Annotated in this window: 13 protein-coding genes; 9 read left to right on the top strand and 4 right to left on the bottom strand. The window is 63.0% G+C overall.

All coding sequences use genetic code 11. The features are described 5' to 3' along the window. Nucleotides 1-140 precede the first annotated feature (140 nt). Nucleotides 141-2,882 (bottom strand): DNA polymerase I, encoded by a 2,742-nt coding sequence (gene polA / locus BJG93_RS27965; RefSeq protein WP_027195302.1) that lies wholly within the window; start codon nucleotides 2,880-2,882, stop codon nucleotides 141-143. Between the two features lies 1 nt (nucleotide 2,883). Between polA and BJG93_RS27970 the strand changes: the two genes are divergently transcribed. The 3 genes from BJG93_RS27970 (at nucleotide 2,884) to BJG93_RS27980 (ending at nucleotide 4,924) form a co-directional block, all read left to right on the top strand. Further along, nucleotides 2,884-3,627 carry an LOG family protein gene (locus BJG93_RS27970; protein ID WP_034478033.1) on the top strand — a complete coding sequence of 248 codons (744 nt, stop codon included), beginning with the start codon at nucleotides 2,884-2,886 and terminating at the stop codon, nucleotides 3,625-3,627. 200 nt (nucleotides 3,628-3,827) lie between these two features. Beyond that, a complete protein-coding gene (locus BJG93_RS27975) occupies nucleotides 3,828-4,397 on the top strand; it encodes a chromate transporter (RefSeq protein WP_027195304.1) in 570 nt (189 codons plus the stop codon). Continuing rightward, complete coding sequence (locus BJG93_RS27980) at nucleotides 4,394-4,924, top strand: chromate transporter (protein ID WP_027195305.1); 531 nt, start codon at nucleotides 4,394-4,396, stop codon at nucleotides 4,922-4,924. Before BJG93_RS27975 ends, BJG93_RS27980 begins: the two co-directional genes overlap by 4 nt. A 144-nt stretch (nucleotides 4,925-5,068) precedes the next feature. Here the strand turns inward: BJG93_RS27980 and BJG93_RS27985 are convergent, their stop codons facing one another. Further along, nucleotides 5,069-6,595, bottom strand: a complete 1,527-nt coding sequence (locus BJG93_RS27985; protein ID WP_027195306.1) for an AMP nucleosidase — start codon at nucleotides 6,593-6,595, stop codon at nucleotides 5,069-5,071. Between the two features lie 188 nt (nucleotides 6,596-6,783). Here BJG93_RS27985 and BJG93_RS27990 point away from each other — a divergent pair, with 188 nt between their 5' ends. The 6 genes from BJG93_RS27990 to BJG93_RS28015 all read left to right on the top strand — a co-directional run bounded on the left by BJG93_RS27990 (nucleotide 6,784) and on the right by BJG93_RS28015 (nucleotide 11,064). Then, nucleotides 6,784-7,179 carry a YdgH/BhsA/McbA family protein gene (locus BJG93_RS27990; RefSeq protein ID WP_027195307.1) on the top strand — a complete coding sequence of 132 codons (396 nt, stop codon included), beginning with the start codon at nucleotides 6,784-6,786 and terminating at the stop codon, nucleotides 7,177-7,179. A 225-nt stretch (nucleotides 7,180-7,404) separates the two neighbouring features. Beyond that, nucleotides 7,405-8,400 carry a homoserine kinase gene (locus tag BJG93_RS27995; protein WP_027195308.1) on the top strand — a complete coding sequence of 332 codons (996 nt, stop codon included), beginning with the start codon at nucleotides 7,405-7,407 and terminating at the stop codon, nucleotides 8,398-8,400. Continuing rightward, nucleotides 8,391-9,197 carry a BPSS1780 family membrane protein gene (locus BJG93_RS28000; RefSeq protein ID WP_027195309.1) on the top strand — a complete coding sequence of 269 codons (807 nt, stop codon included), beginning with the start codon at nucleotides 8,391-8,393 and terminating at the stop codon, nucleotides 9,195-9,197. Before BJG93_RS27995 ends, BJG93_RS28000 begins: the two co-directional genes overlap by 10 nt. 184 nt (nucleotides 9,198-9,381) lie before the next feature. Beyond that, the gene (locus BJG93_RS28005; RefSeq protein ID WP_027195310.1) at nucleotides 9,382-9,834 is read left to right on the top strand and encodes a MarR family winged helix-turn-helix transcriptional regulator; all 453 of its coding nucleotides are present in this window, start codon (nucleotides 9,382-9,384) and stop codon (nucleotides 9,832-9,834) included. Between the two features lie 162 nt (nucleotides 9,835-9,996). Then, the gene (locus BJG93_RS28010; RefSeq protein ID WP_027195311.1) at nucleotides 9,997-10,416 is read left to right on the top strand and encodes an organic hydroperoxide resistance protein; all 420 of its coding nucleotides are present in this window, start codon (nucleotides 9,997-9,999) and stop codon (nucleotides 10,414-10,416) included. A gap of 189 nt (nucleotides 10,417-10,605) precedes the next feature. Further along, nucleotides 10,606-11,064 carry a TspO/MBR family protein gene (locus tag BJG93_RS28015; protein WP_027195313.1) on the top strand — a complete coding sequence of 153 codons (459 nt, stop codon included), beginning with the start codon at nucleotides 10,606-10,608 and terminating at the stop codon, nucleotides 11,062-11,064. Between the two features lie 154 nt (nucleotides 11,065-11,218). Here BJG93_RS28015 and BJG93_RS28020 read toward each other — a convergent pair whose 3' ends face one another. Together BJG93_RS28020 and BJG93_RS28025 are read right to left on the bottom strand one after the other, a co-directional pair. Further along, nucleotides 11,219-11,401 (bottom strand): DUF3563 family protein, encoded by a 183-nt coding sequence (locus tag BJG93_RS28020; RefSeq protein ID WP_027195314.1) that lies wholly within the window; start codon nucleotides 11,399-11,401, stop codon nucleotides 11,219-11,221. 108 nt (nucleotides 11,402-11,509) lie between these two features. Then, nucleotides 11,510-12,688 (bottom strand): extracellular catalytic domain type 1 short-chain-length polyhydroxyalkanoate depolymerase, encoded by a 1,179-nt coding sequence (locus BJG93_RS28025; protein WP_027195315.1) that lies wholly within the window; start codon nucleotides 12,686-12,688, stop codon nucleotides 11,510-11,512. Nucleotides 12,689-12,917 lie beyond the last annotated feature (229 nt).

Below are 12,917 nucleotides of genomic sequence, written 5' to 3' on the forward strand. Positions count from 1 at the left end.
CCGATGAATTATCTGTCGCGACGCTGCGCATGAATGCGCCGTCCCGAACCGATTGTCCTCGACCCGCACGCGAAGTCACAAGTCGACAAAACCCATGTGTGACATGCGCACGACGTTATCGGGCGCGTGTCACAGGCATGTCAATGCGCCTCCTCCCAGTTCAGCCCCGCGCCAACCTCGGCGACGAGCGGTACCTTCAGCGCGGCGACGCCACACATCAGTTCGGGCAGGCGCTTGCGGACTTCGGACAACTCAGCGTCGGGCACTTCGAGAATCAGTTCGTCGTGCACCTGCATGATCATGCGTGTGCCGATCTTCGAGTTTTCGATCCAGTTCTGCACGGCGATCATCGACATCTTGATCAGGTCGGCCGCGGTGCCCTGCATCGGCGCATTGATCGCGGCACGCTCGGCGGCCTGGCGGCGCGGACCGTTGCCGCCGTTGATCTCGGGCAGCCACAGACGGCGGCCGAATACCGTTTCGACGTAGCCTTTCGCCTTCGCGCTCAAACGCGTCTCATCCATATAGCGCGCGACACCGGGATAGCGCGCGAAATAGCGGTCGATATACATCTTCGCCGCATCGCGCGTGATGCCGAGGTTCGATGCGAGGCCGAACGCACTCATGCCGTAGATGAGACCAAAGTTGATGACCTTCGCGACGCGCCGCTGATCGCTCGACACTTCGAGCGGCGTCACGCTGAAGATTTCCGACGCGGTCGCGCGGTGAATGTCTTCGCCGTGCGAGAACGCGCGCATCAGCGCTTCGTCGCCGGAGATGTGCGCCATGATGCGCAATTCGATCTGCGAATAGTCGGCGGACACAAGCTTGTGCCCCGGCGGCGCGATGAACGCCTCGCGAATGCGGCGGCCTTCGCCGGTACGAACCGGAATGTTCTGCAGGTTCGGATCGTTCGACGCGAGCCGCCCGGTCACCGCGACGGCCTGCGCGTAATTCGTATGCACGCGGCCCGTTTGTGCATTGACCATGCGCGGCAGCTTGTCGGTATAGGTGGACTTCAGCTTCGACAGGCCGCGATGTTCGAGAAGGATCTTCGGCAACGGATAGTCTTCTGCGAGCTTCTGCAACACCTCTTCGTCGGTGGACGGCGCGCCGCTCGGCGTCTTCTTGATGACCGGCAGTTCGAGCTTCTCGAAGAAAATCTGACCGATCTGCTTCGGCGAGCCGAGGTTGAATTCGCCGCCGGCCAGCTCGTACGCCTTGGCTTCGAGCTCGATCAGACGCGTGGCGATCTCACTGCTCTGCTGACGCAATTTCTCCGCGTCGATCAGCACCCCGCTGCGCTCCATCTTGCGCAGCACACGCGAGGTCGGCACTTCGATCTCGCGATATACGTGGTCGAGTGTCTTCTCCGCGGCGATCTGCGGATGCAAGGCCTGATGTAAACGCAGCGTGATGTCGGCGTCTTCGGCCGCGTATTCGGCGGCTTTCTCCAGCGCGACCTCGTCGAAGCCGATCTGCTGTGCGCCCTTGCCCGCAACCTCTTCGTACTTGATCGTCTTCACGCCGAGATGGCGCAGCGCGAGGCTGTCCATGTCGTGCGTGCGATGCGATTCGAGCACGTACGATTGCAGCAGCGTGTCATGTTCGACGCCGCGCATTTCGATGCCGTAGTTGGCGAGCACCTGCTCGTCATACTTCAGATGCTGGCCGACCTTCTTGTGGTCCGCGCTTTCGAGCCACGGCTTGAGCTTCGCGAGCACCTGGTCGCGCGGCAGCTGCACGGGCGCGTCGGGGCCGCGATGCGCAAGCGGCACATACGCGGCGCGGCCCGCTTCGACCGACAGCGACAAGCCGACGATCTGCGCGATCATCGGATCGAGCGACGTGGTCTCGGTGTCGAACGAAGTCAGCTCGGCCGCGTTGATCTTATCGAGCCACGTGTCGAGCTGTTCCCAGCTTTGCACGGTCTCGTAGTGGCGTTCGTGATCGACGGACAACGCGGGCGGCACGTCGGTTTCCGGGCCTTCGACCGCATCGGCGATTTCGACTTCGCGCAGCCACGTCTTGAAGCCGTGGCGCGTGAAGACCTCGCGCAACTCTGCGCGCGACTCGGGAAGGCTCGGCAAACTTGCTTCGATCGACACGATGTGCCCGGTCAGATCGCAATGACGCTCGACCGTGACGAGCTTGCGCGCCATCGGCAAAAATTCCAGCGCGCGGCGCAGATTGTCGCCGACCGCGCCCTTGATCTCGCTCGCATGCTCGACGATGCCGTCCAGCGACTCATATTGCGTCAGCCATTTGACGGCGGTTTTCGGGCCGCATTTTTCGACACCCGGCACGTTGTCGACGGTATCGCCGATCAGCGACAGATAATCGATGATGCGCTCCGGCGGCACGCCGAACTTCGCGACCACGCCGTCGCGGTCGAGCGTTTCGTTGGTCATCGTATTGACGAGCGTCACGCGGCCCGACACGAGCTGCGCGAGATCCTTGTCACCGGTCGACACGACCACGTTCATGCCGAGCTTTTCCGCCTCGGTGCACAGCGTGCCGATTACGTCATCCGCCTCGACGCGCTCGATCATCAGCAGCGGCCAGCCGAGAGCACGTACCGCGACGTGAATCGGCTCGATCTGACGGGCAAGATCTTCCGGCATCGACGGACGGTTCGCCTTGTATTCCGGATACCAGTCGTCGCGAAACGTTTTGCCCTTGGCGTCGAACACGCACGCGCTATACTCTGCGGTGACTTCCTTGCGCATGCGCCGCAGCATGTTGATCATCCCGTACAGCGCACCCGTTGGGCCCCCCTCGGGACCGCGCAGATCGGGCATCGCATGGTAGGCCCGGTATAGATAACTCGAACCGTCGACCAACAGCAGGGTCTTACCTTCAAGGCTTCGTTCTTCAGGCATTATGACTAAGAGAAAAGTGATTCCGAGTCTGCGATCGCTCGCAGATCAAGAGCGCGCAACGGCCAAGAAAGCCCGCGCATCGTGGCAGATGTTCACGATTATGGCAGAGTTTATCGAGGCGACCGAGTACCTGTCGGAGATTCGCCCAGCGGTCAGCATCTATGGTTCGGCGCGCCTGAAACCGAACTCGCCGTACTACAAACTCGCCACTCAGATCGCACGAAAATTGTCGGATGCGGGCTTCGCGGTGATCTCCGGCGGCGGCCCCGGCATCATGGAAGCGGCCAACAAAGGCGCGCACGCGGGCAAGGCGCCGTCGGTCGGTCTGAACATCGAGTTGCCGCACGAACAGTCGGGCAACCAGTGGCAGGACATCTCGCTGCGCTTCCGCCATTTCTTCACGCGCAAGGTCACGTTCGTGAAGAATTCGGACGCGGTGATCGTCATGCCAGGCGGCTTCGGCACGCTCGACGAACTGGCCGAAGTGCTCACGCTGATCCAGACCAAGAAGTCGCGTCACGTGCCGATCATTCTGGTCGGCGCCGATTTCTGGGAGGGTCTGCTCGCCTGGTTCAAGAGCTCGCTCATCCCGATGGGTTTGATCAATCCGACCGACATCGATCTGATGCAGGTGATCGACAATCCGGACCAGGTGCTCGAAGCGGTACTCAAGTTCTACGAAGACCGCGAGGAAGGCGAAGTTCATCCGGTCAAGTCGGAAGAAGACCGGATGTTCTACCTGTGATGGCATGACGCTGCGTGCCTCGCAATACGCGTAGCGCGATGCGCATCGCCGCGCACATGGCGGGCAGCCTTCGGGCTGCCCGCGTTCGTTTCGCAGGCAAGTTTGGAGCGCGTTTACTGTCAACCGCATTGGCGAACCAATCGTTTTGAACGCTTGCCGTTCGGCGCTAACCTGCTGAGCCTAAATGCGAAGCTCGCAATATGAACAACGAACTCACTTCACCCGACACCGCACTGGCGCCCACGCCGACATTGCGTGAACTCTTCGGCGGCTTTCTGGGCCTCGGCCTCATTTCATTCGGCGGCGCGTTGCCGCTCGCGCGCCGCGCACTCGTCGAACGACGCCGTTGGCTTACCAGCGACGAATTCACCGACCTGCTCGGCCTCTGTCAATTCCTGCCGGGCGGCAACGTGATCAACTTGTCCGTCGCGATCGGCATGCGCTTTCGCGGCGTATCCGGCGCACTGGCCGGTTTGCTCGGCTTGATCGCCGGGCCTTCGCTGGTGGTGATCGGGCTCGGCGTGCTGTACGAGCACACGCAGAACGATCCGCACGTGCGGCATCTTTTCGCGGGGCTCGCCGCGGCGGCCTCGGGCCTGCTGATTTCGATGGCGTTCAAGATCGTGCTGCCATTGCGCAACAAGCCGCTCGCCGCGCTGATCGCCGCGCTCGGCTTCGTCGCGGTTGCCGTGCTGCGACTACCGCTGCTGCCGACGATGCTCGTGCTCACGCCGCTGAGCATCTATGTTGCTGCAAGGAGCGCGCGATGAACGACACGCTGGTTTCTCTCGCGGCAATTTTCAGCCAGCTGTCGCTGCTCGCGTTCGGCGGCGGCAATACGATCCTTCCGGAGATGCAGCGGCAGGTGGTCGACGTGCATCACTGGATGCCAGCCAGCGAATTCAGCGCCCTGTTCGCGCTCGCTCAAGCCGCACCCGGCCCGAATCTGATGATCGTCACGCTGATCGGCTGGCACGTGGCCGGTTGGGCCGGCATGCTCGTCACCTCGATTGCGAAGTTCGGGCCGTCGTCGCTCGTGACGATTCTCGCGCTGCATGCATGGGACCGCTTCAAGGACCGCCCATGGCGCCGCTATGCGCAGCTTGGACTCGTGCCGGTGACGGCCGGCCTCGTCGCGGCGAGCGCGGCGCTGATCGCGCGCGCGTCGAACCCGACCGCGATAGCGTGGGCGATTACCGCGTTCACCGCCGTGATGGCGACGAAGACGCGGATTCATCCACTATGGCTGCTGGCTGCAGGAAGCCTGATCGGCTTGACCGGGTTCGGGCAGGGTTGAACCAGCAAGCATCACCGCAACAGCCAACCAGGCCGATTGATAAGGATGGCTATGCTGCGTCGATCAGCCGGAACGCCTCACCCAGTTATCGCCCTGTCTTTCCCGCTGCAACACCACGTGCCGGTAAGCCAAGCTCGGCCCGGGTTACTGAAAGGCCACTTCCGCAAAACTCCGCAGCTTGCGGCTATGCAACCGATGCAGCCCGTTCATCCGCAGCAGTTCCATCGCCTTCACGCCGATCTGCAGATGCTGATCGACCTGTGCGCGATAGAACTGATCGGCCATGCCCGGCAGCTTCAGCTCGCCGTGCAGCGGCTTGTCCGACACGCATAGCAACGTGCCGTAGGGTACGCGGAAGCGAAAGCCGTTCGCGGCGATCGTCGCGCTTTCCATATCGAGCGCGATTGCGCGGCTCTGCGACAGCCGCTGCACCGGCTCGCGGTGATCGCGCAGCTCCCAGTTGCGATTGTCGACGCTCGCGACCGTGCCCGTGCGCATCACGCGCTTGAGCTCGACGCCATCGAGCTGTGTGACCTGTGCGACCGCGCGCTCGAGCGCGACCTGCACTTCGGCGAGCGCCGGAATCGGAACCCACAGCGGCAGATCGGCATCGAGCACATGATCTTCTCGCACGTAGCCGTGCGCGAGCACGTAGTCGCCGAGACGCTGCGTGTTGCGCAGCCCCGCGCAGTGGCCCAGCATGATCCACGCATGCGGACGCAGCACCGCGATGTGATCGGTGATCGTCTTCGCATTCGATGGCCCGACCCCGATGTTGATCATCGTGATGCCGCTGCCATCCGCGCGTTTCAGGTGATACGCGGGCATCTGCGGCAGACGTGGCGGCGGCGTACCCTCCTGCGCCTGCTCGCCGAGATTGTCGTTATACGTGACGACGTCGCCTGGCTCGACGAACGACGTGTATTCGCTGCGATAGGCGCGCAACTCCTCGTCGTCGGTACGGGCCATCATGCCGCGGCCGAGCTTCACGAATTCGTCGATATAGAACTGATAGTTCGTGTACAGCACGTAGTTCTGCACATGCGTCGGCGACGTTGCCGTGTAGTGCTTCAGCCGATGCAGCGAAAAATCGACGCGCGCCGCCGTAAACAATGCGAGCGGATGCGGCTCGCCCGGCTGCGGCTCGTACGTGCCGTTGACGATGCGGTCGTCGAGCAGCGCGAGATCGGGCGTGTCGAAGATGTCGCGCATCAGGAACAGGCGCTCGCGGTCGAGATCGCCTTCGAGGTGGATGCCCTCGGCGAATGCGAAATGAATCGGAATCGGCTGGTCCGACACGCCCACTTCGATCTGCACGTGATGGTTCTTCGCGAGCAGCCGCAGTTGCTCGCGATAGTAGTTGCCGAACAGGTCGGGGCGCGTGACGGTCGTCTCGAACACGCCCGGCCCCGCGACGAACCCGTAGGAGCGACGCGAATCGACGTGCGTGTTGACCTCGGTACGCACGCGCACGAATGGATAGCAGGCGCGCACGCGATGGTCGAACTGCTCGTTGCGGCGATAGCGTGCGAACGCATCGCGTAGAAACGACGTGTTCGCCTCATAGATCGCAGCGAGGCGGGTGACGGCCTCGGCCGCGTCTTCAAAGCCTTCGGACGGGAAACTGCTGGCGGGAGTCTGCACCGTGCGCTGGTTGATGTCGTTCTTCATCATCGTTCACCCTTTTTGATGAGACGACATTACCACGGAACCCGCGGTTGCCAAATGTCAGGCGCGTTCTCGCAACCACGCTCGCGAGAACGCGCGCCCTGTTGCGCGAAAGCGGCGCAAAATAAGGCTGCGCGCCCGTACGTCAGGCCGGATTTGTTAGAATCGGGGCATCCAATCGGAGAATCACCATGAAGCCGCTCCTTCCCATCGCCGTTACGCTGGCTCTCGCCTTCTGCAACGCCGCGATGGCTGCCCACCCCGTCGACGAACCGCCGCCCGCAGACGCGCCCCAGTCCGCCAATGAACGGGCCGGTCTGCCGGACCTGGGCAAGATCAATCGTCCGGGCGCAGAGGTCAGTTCGAAGGTCGACATCAACGTTCCGCGCACGCCCAGCTTTCACGAAGTCAGCCCGAACGGCACCGAAATCACTGAATACCGCGACAAGGGCAAGCCGGTCGAAATCAACGTGCAATCGAATTTCGGCACGCGCTACCAGATGAGCGCGTCGCCCGACACGTCGCCCTCCGTCCACGACAGCGGCAAGCCCAGTACGCGCTTGCCGTCGGTGAATCTCCACTATTGATCGTTGCAAAAGCGGCGCGCCGGCAACGGCGGCCGCGGCGCGGCCGTGCCCCGATTGCACCCGATCGCGGCCGCTACGCGATGACCCAGCGCTGAATGCGGCGACACTTACAACCTCGCCGTTCCGCACTCGTCGCACTCGCCGCCCGATCCGCCACATTTCACTTGTCTCACCTCGCACTGGCCGCACCGCGCCAGCCCGAACAACCTGATCCGACGCTTGCGCATGGCCGTCTTCACCGCTGTCAACGAATCCCAACTCGCAGAATGGATGAGTCACTACGATCTCGGCGATGTCGTCGAGTTTCGTGGCATTTCATCCGGCATTGAAAACAGCAACTTCTTTCTGACGACGACGCGCGGCGAATACGTGCTGACGATTTTCGAAAAGCTGACAGCTGAACAACTGCCGTTCTATCTGGACCTGATGCGGCATCTAGCCGCTCATCGCGTGCCGGTGCCGGATCCGATGCCGCGCCTCGACGGCGCGCTGTTCGGCATGCTGCTCGGCAAACCCGCGACCATCGTGACAAAGCTCGAAGGCACGCCCGAACTCGCGCCAGGCATCGAGCATTGCGTCGAGGTCGGCCAGATGCTCGCGCGCATGCACCTCGCTGGTCGCGACTATCCGCGCTATCAGCCGAACCTGCGCAGCCTGCCGTGGTGGCGCGAAACCGTGCCGACGATCCTGCCGTATCTCGAAGGCGAGCAGCGCGACCTGCTGGCGTCCGAGCTTGCACATCAGGAAGCGTTCTTCGCCTCGGCCGATTACGCGGCAATGCCGGCGGGCCCGTGCCACGCCGACCTGTTCCGCGACAACGCAATGTTCGCGCACGCCGCGCCCGACACCGGGCACGAAGTGCGACTCGGCGGCTTCTTCGATTTTTATTTCGCCGGCTGCGACAAGTGGCTGTTCGACGTCGCGGTGACAGTCAACGACTGGTGCATCGACCTCACGACTGGCAAGCTCGACGTCGAGCGCACCGAAGCGCTGTTGCGCGCGTATCAGACGGTGCGGCCCTTCACAGTCGAGGAAAACCATCACTGGGGCGACATGCTGCGTGCGGGCGCGTATCGTTTCTGGGTCTCGCGCCTGTATGATTTTCATTTGCCGCGCGCGGCCGAACTGCTCAAGCCGCACGACCCCGGCCATTTCGAACGCATTCTGCGCGAGCGCCTGCAGGGCGTCGCAAATCCAGGCATCCATACCTCATGCAACTGATCGAAGTTCCCGCGAAAACCGGCTACGTGTGGTTCCGCCAAGGCATCTGGCTGTTCCGCAAGAATCCGCTCGCCTTCTTGACGCTGTTCTTCACCTATTTGCTGGTGATGACGCTCGTGTCGCAGATTCCGGTGGTCGGCGGCGTATTGCCGCTGCTGTTCATTCCGGGCGTCGCGGTCGGCTTCATGGCCGCGTGCCGCAATACGATCGCGGGCAAACCGGTGTTTCCGACGATCCTCGTCGACGGCTTTCATGCGTATGGCGCGGTCGTGGCGCGGCGGCTGCTCGTACTTGGCGTCCTGTATGTGATCGCGATGGCGCTGGTGCTGGCGGGCTCGGCGCTCGCCGACGGCGGCATGCTGCTGAAGGTGATGCTCGGCAGTGCATCGATGGATGAGAACACGATCGCTAACAGCAACATCCCGCTCGCGGTTATTACCGCGCTCGCGTTCTATGTGCCAGTCGCGATGCTGTTCTGGTTCTCGCCGATCCTCGCCGCCTGGCACGACGTGCCGCCTGTCAAGGCGATGTTCTTCAGCGTCGTCAGTTGCTGGCGCAATCGCGGCGCTTTCATCGTGTTCGCGGCGCTGTGGTTCGCGGTCGCGACGGTCGTATCGCTCGGGCTGTCGGCGCTGATGCAGGCGCTCGGCGCGGCGGACTTCGCGTTCGCGATTCTGATGCCGGCGACGATGATCGTCACGACGATGCTGTACTGCTCGTTCTACGCGACCTATCGCGGCTGCTTCGGCGTGCAGACGCCGCAAACGCCGGATCTGCCGACCACGCCGGCGGCCTGATCCGGCTTTCACGCGCGGGTGCTGTTCTGGCGCCCGTGCATGTGCTCGGCCTCCGCGTCTTCCCTGCGCATCTTCTTGACGTCTTTGTCGAAGCAACTGTTCCGTCGCTCGCCATCCTGAAGCGATTTGCGGCACAATGATTTGCGTGCAATCCATTTGCACGCTCTTCTAGCCGAGATGGACCATGACCCAGCGCCCCGCCCTTCCTTTCACGCTCGACGAGCAAGTCTGCTTCGCGCTCTACTCGACCTCGCTCGCGATGACGAAGGCGTACAAGCCGCTGCTCGATAAGCTCGGGCTCACGTATCCACAGTATCTGGCCATGCTCGTGCTGTGGGAAACCGACGACGTCACCGTCAAGGACATGGCCGCGCGCCTCAATCTCGATCCGGCGACGGTCACACCGTTGCTCAAGCGCCTGGAAGCGCAGGGACTCGTCGAGCGCGTCCGCGGCACCGACGATGAGCGCCTCGTCTACATTCGCCTCACGGGCGCGGGCAAGGCGCTCAAGCGTCAGGCGCGCGACGTGCCCGGCGAAATCCTCTGCGCAACGCAACAGACGCCGGACTTCCTGCTGCGTCTGCGCGACGATCTCACACGCCTGCGCACGACGCTCAACGATTTCATGGAGCAGTAGTGCAATAAGTGGAAAACACTGATCCTCGCTTCATTCGATAACTAATTTGCACACAAATGATTTGTGTACTATCGTATGCCTATGCCGCTTCGCCAGAATCGGCGAACCGGCAGCCAGCGGAAAACCTGCCAACCCTGACATCCCTAACCCAGGAACTGCACTATGAACATCCTCTACAAGGCAAGCGCAACGAGCACTGGTGGCCGCGACGGCCGCGCCGTATCGTCGGACAATGCATTGGACGTGAAGCTGGCCGCGCCGCGTGAACTCGGCGGCACTGGCGCGGCGGGCACGAATCCCGAACAGCTGTTTGCGGCCGGCTACTCGGCCTGTTTCCTGAGCGCCATGAAGTTCGTCGCGGGCCAGCGCAAGCAGTCTCTGCCGACGGACACGCAGGTTTCCGCCGACGTCGGCATCGGTCCGAACGACAACGGCGGCTTCGCGCTCGACATCGATCTGCGCGTCTCGCTGCCGGGCCTGGCTGCGGACGCGGCGAAGGAACTGGTCGACGCCGCGCACGAGGTCTGCCCGTATTCGAACGCCACGCGCCGCAATGTTGCGGTTCGTCTGCACGTCGCTTGAGTTCCGCTCGGCCGTCGCGCCGATCGAAACGTGCATCGCGTCCGGCTCCGCCGATCTCCCGGCGAACATGGATTCACGCGCCGTGGCTGGTCTGGCGCACAGCGGCTCGCACAGGCGCGCGAGCGCTAAGTGGCGGGAAACGGAAAGTGAGCATCCGCTCACATCATTGAAGCTCTGAAGGGGGTCAAGATGCGCCGACTGCCGTCGCTGCTCGTATTTCTAGTCCTGACGCTGGCGGCCGGGTGGACCGCGAGTCTATCGCTGCCGGACGCGTGGTATGCGGGCCTTCAAAAGCCCGCGTTCAATCCGCCGAACTGGATTTTCCCGCCGGTCTGGACCGTGCTTTACGCGTTGATGGCCTTTTCCGCATGGCGCGTGTGGAAGCGCGGCGGTCTGACCGCAGCGATCGTACTGTGGGTCGTGCAGCTGTTGTTCAACGCCGCGTGGATGTGGCTGTTTTTCGGCCTGCATCGACCGGAGGCTGCGCTCCTCGACATCCTGATCCTGCTGGTGCTGATCGTGATGCTGACGTATATGTTTTGGCGACGCGATCGACTCGCGGGCATTCTGCTCGTGCCGTATGTCGTGTGGGTCGCGTACGCAGCACTCGTGAACTACACGTTGTGGCAGCTGAATCCTGCTGCTTGAGCGGAGCCTTCCAGGCGGGCGCGAAAGCTCCGCGATGAGTGAAGCGGACTGCGCGACACGGCCGATAGCCTCGGTGGCCAGTTCCAAACACCGGCGCCTCAGCGCGCCGATGTTCGGATTGCCGACAGCCCGATGCCGTTTTTGCGCAGCCGGCTTAGCCGTAGTGCTGGCTCATCCAGGACGGCTGACGCAAGTTCGCTTCGCCATCGAGCTTGCGCATGCGGAATTCGAGGTCATAGAGATCGGTCGCTTCAGCGAGATACGCGTCAGCGCGCTCTTTCGCGAGTTGGTCCGGCGACTTGGTCAAAAAGAGAAAAAGACGGCTAATCAGGTACATGGTCACCTCGGCAATGGAGACTAGGCGTTTAGACCTAAGGGATAACCCGTATTATAGGGAAAACCCTGATGCCACGCTAGTGTTCATTTTCGAGTTGTTGCGCAGACGTCACCGCTCGGCCGATGACGTCGCCAATCCTTCCGCGACGCGGCCAGCGTCCGTGCGACGCTGATGCCGGAAAAAATCCCACAGCATGGCGCTCGCGTCGGGGCCTTTAGACGAATGGAACGGCAGCGCATCGTCGCCCCCGGCCCATGCGTGACCGAGACCCTGCACTCGGCACGCCCGCACGACGCGCCGCCCGCCACGCAGATAATCGCGCATCACTACGCCGTTCTTGCGGTCTTCGCGCATTTCGCCGGCCTTACGCGCGCCGTTCGCGTCGATCAGGCGGTTCAGGCGCAGAAACTGTGTCGCCAATTGGTCCGCGTTGACCGGCGCGACGACATGGTCGGCGTCGCCGTGGATGATCAGCGCCGGCATGCCCGGATATTGCGCAACGTTCGTCGTTTCGTTGACGAGCTCGACCGGCTCGCGACGCGCGCCCCGCCGCATCACGTCCATCGCGGTAATGCCGGAGCGGGCCTCGCCGAAAGCGGGGCCGGAATGCAGCGCGACTGCGGCGAAATGTTCGGGGTACTTGACGACCAACAGCGCCGCCAGCCCCGCGCCCGCCGAAATCCCCGCTACGTAGACGCGTTCGCGGTCAAAACCATGTTGTTCGACCAGCGCATCCACCAGCGACACCACCGCAAGCGCCTCTCCGCCGCCCGCGCTGTCGCCGGCATCGTACCAATGCCAGCAGCGGTGCGAGTGCGCGTGCTTCGATTGCTCCGGATACACGACCGCGAAGCCGTAGCGGTCGGCGAGCAGGTTCATGCGCGTGCCTTCGGCGAATTCGTCGATCGACTGCGTGCACCCGTGCAGCATCACGACCAGCGGCATCGCCTCGCGCGCATGCCCGGACGGGATATAGAGGCCGTATTGCAGGTGATTGACGAGCCGGCCCGGCGTCGCGGGCGCGGAATGGAACGAGCGCGTCCATGCGCCGCTCGCCCACGCGGCTGCGCGTGGGCGCACGCGCGACTCGCGCGGCGCTTCGCGTTTCGCGGGCGTGCGCAGCGCCGCAACCGGCTTCAGTGAATGAGCCTTGCTCGACGGTTTGGTGGTGGCCGCGCGAACCGGCCGCGCCTGCGTTCGCTTGGCGGTCTTTTGCGCGTGTTCGGTTTGGATCGCGAGCAGGCGCTTGAAGCCCCGCAGCCAGATTTTTGACAGGCTTTTTGCCATCGGCGATGACCTCGCAAAAGGGACGAATGCTGACCCCAAAACAGCGGATCATATGAAGTTGTGCAATGCACAATAACATCATTTTTCATGCGTTGCTGAACACCGGCGCCGCTCGTCGTGCGGTTTTCAAACGCGGCGAACCTTGCCGCGGCTCTGCCGTCAAACCACGTCGGTTCCCGTTCGGCAGCCCACACTTGGCGAACGAAAGCGCTGTGCGCCGCGAGACCGT

This window comes from Paraburkholderia sprentiae WSM5005 (assembly GCF_001865575.2).
Taxonomy (GTDB): domain Bacteria; phylum Pseudomonadota; class Gammaproteobacteria; order Burkholderiales; family Burkholderiaceae; genus Paraburkholderia; species Paraburkholderia sprentiae.

Excerpts from the sequence above, each read along its gene's own strand:
- BJG93_RS28010 (WP_027195311.1), top strand. The coding sequence starts at position 9,997 with ATGAACATCCTCTACAAGGCAAGCGCAACGAGCACTGGTGGCCGCGAC.
- BJG93_RS27985 (WP_027195306.1), bottom strand. The coding sequence starts at position 6,595 with ATGAAGAACGACATCAACCAGCGCACGGTGCAGACTCCCGCCAGCAGT.
- BJG93_RS28020 (WP_027195314.1), bottom strand. The coding sequence starts at position 11,401 with ATGTACCTGATTAGCCGTCTTTTTCTCTTTTTGACCAAGTCGCCGGAC.
- polA (WP_027195302.1), bottom strand. The coding sequence starts at position 2,882 with ATGCCTGAAGAACGAAGCCTTGAAGGTAAGACCCTGCTGTTGGTCGAC.
- BJG93_RS27980 (WP_027195305.1), top strand. The coding sequence starts at position 4,394 with ATGAACGACACGCTGGTTTCTCTCGCGGCAATTTTCAGCCAGCTGTCG.
- BJG93_RS27975 (WP_027195304.1), top strand. The coding sequence starts at position 3,828 with ATGAACAACGAACTCACTTCACCCGACACCGCACTGGCGCCCACGCCG.
- BJG93_RS28005 (WP_027195310.1), top strand. The coding sequence starts at position 9,382 with ATGACCCAGCGCCCCGCCCTTCCTTTCACGCTCGACGAGCAAGTCTGC.
- BJG93_RS27970 (WP_034478033.1), top strand. The coding sequence starts at position 2,884 with ATGACTAAGAGAAAAGTGATTCCGAGTCTGCGATCGCTCGCAGATCAA.
- BJG93_RS27990 (WP_027195307.1), top strand. The coding sequence starts at position 6,784 with ATGAAGCCGCTCCTTCCCATCGCCGTTACGCTGGCTCTCGCCTTCTGC.
- BJG93_RS28025 (WP_027195315.1), bottom strand. The coding sequence starts at position 12,688 with ATGGCAAAAAGCCTGTCAAAAATCTGGCTGCGGGGCTTCAAGCGCCTG.
- BJG93_RS28015 (WP_027195313.1), top strand. The coding sequence starts at position 10,606 with ATGCGCCGACTGCCGTCGCTGCTCGTATTTCTAGTCCTGACGCTGGCG.
- BJG93_RS28000 (WP_027195309.1), top strand. The coding sequence starts at position 8,391 with ATGCAACTGATCGAAGTTCCCGCGAAAACCGGCTACGTGTGGTTCCGC.
- BJG93_RS27995 (WP_027195308.1), top strand. The coding sequence starts at position 7,405 with ATGGCCGTCTTCACCGCTGTCAACGAATCCCAACTCGCAGAATGGATG.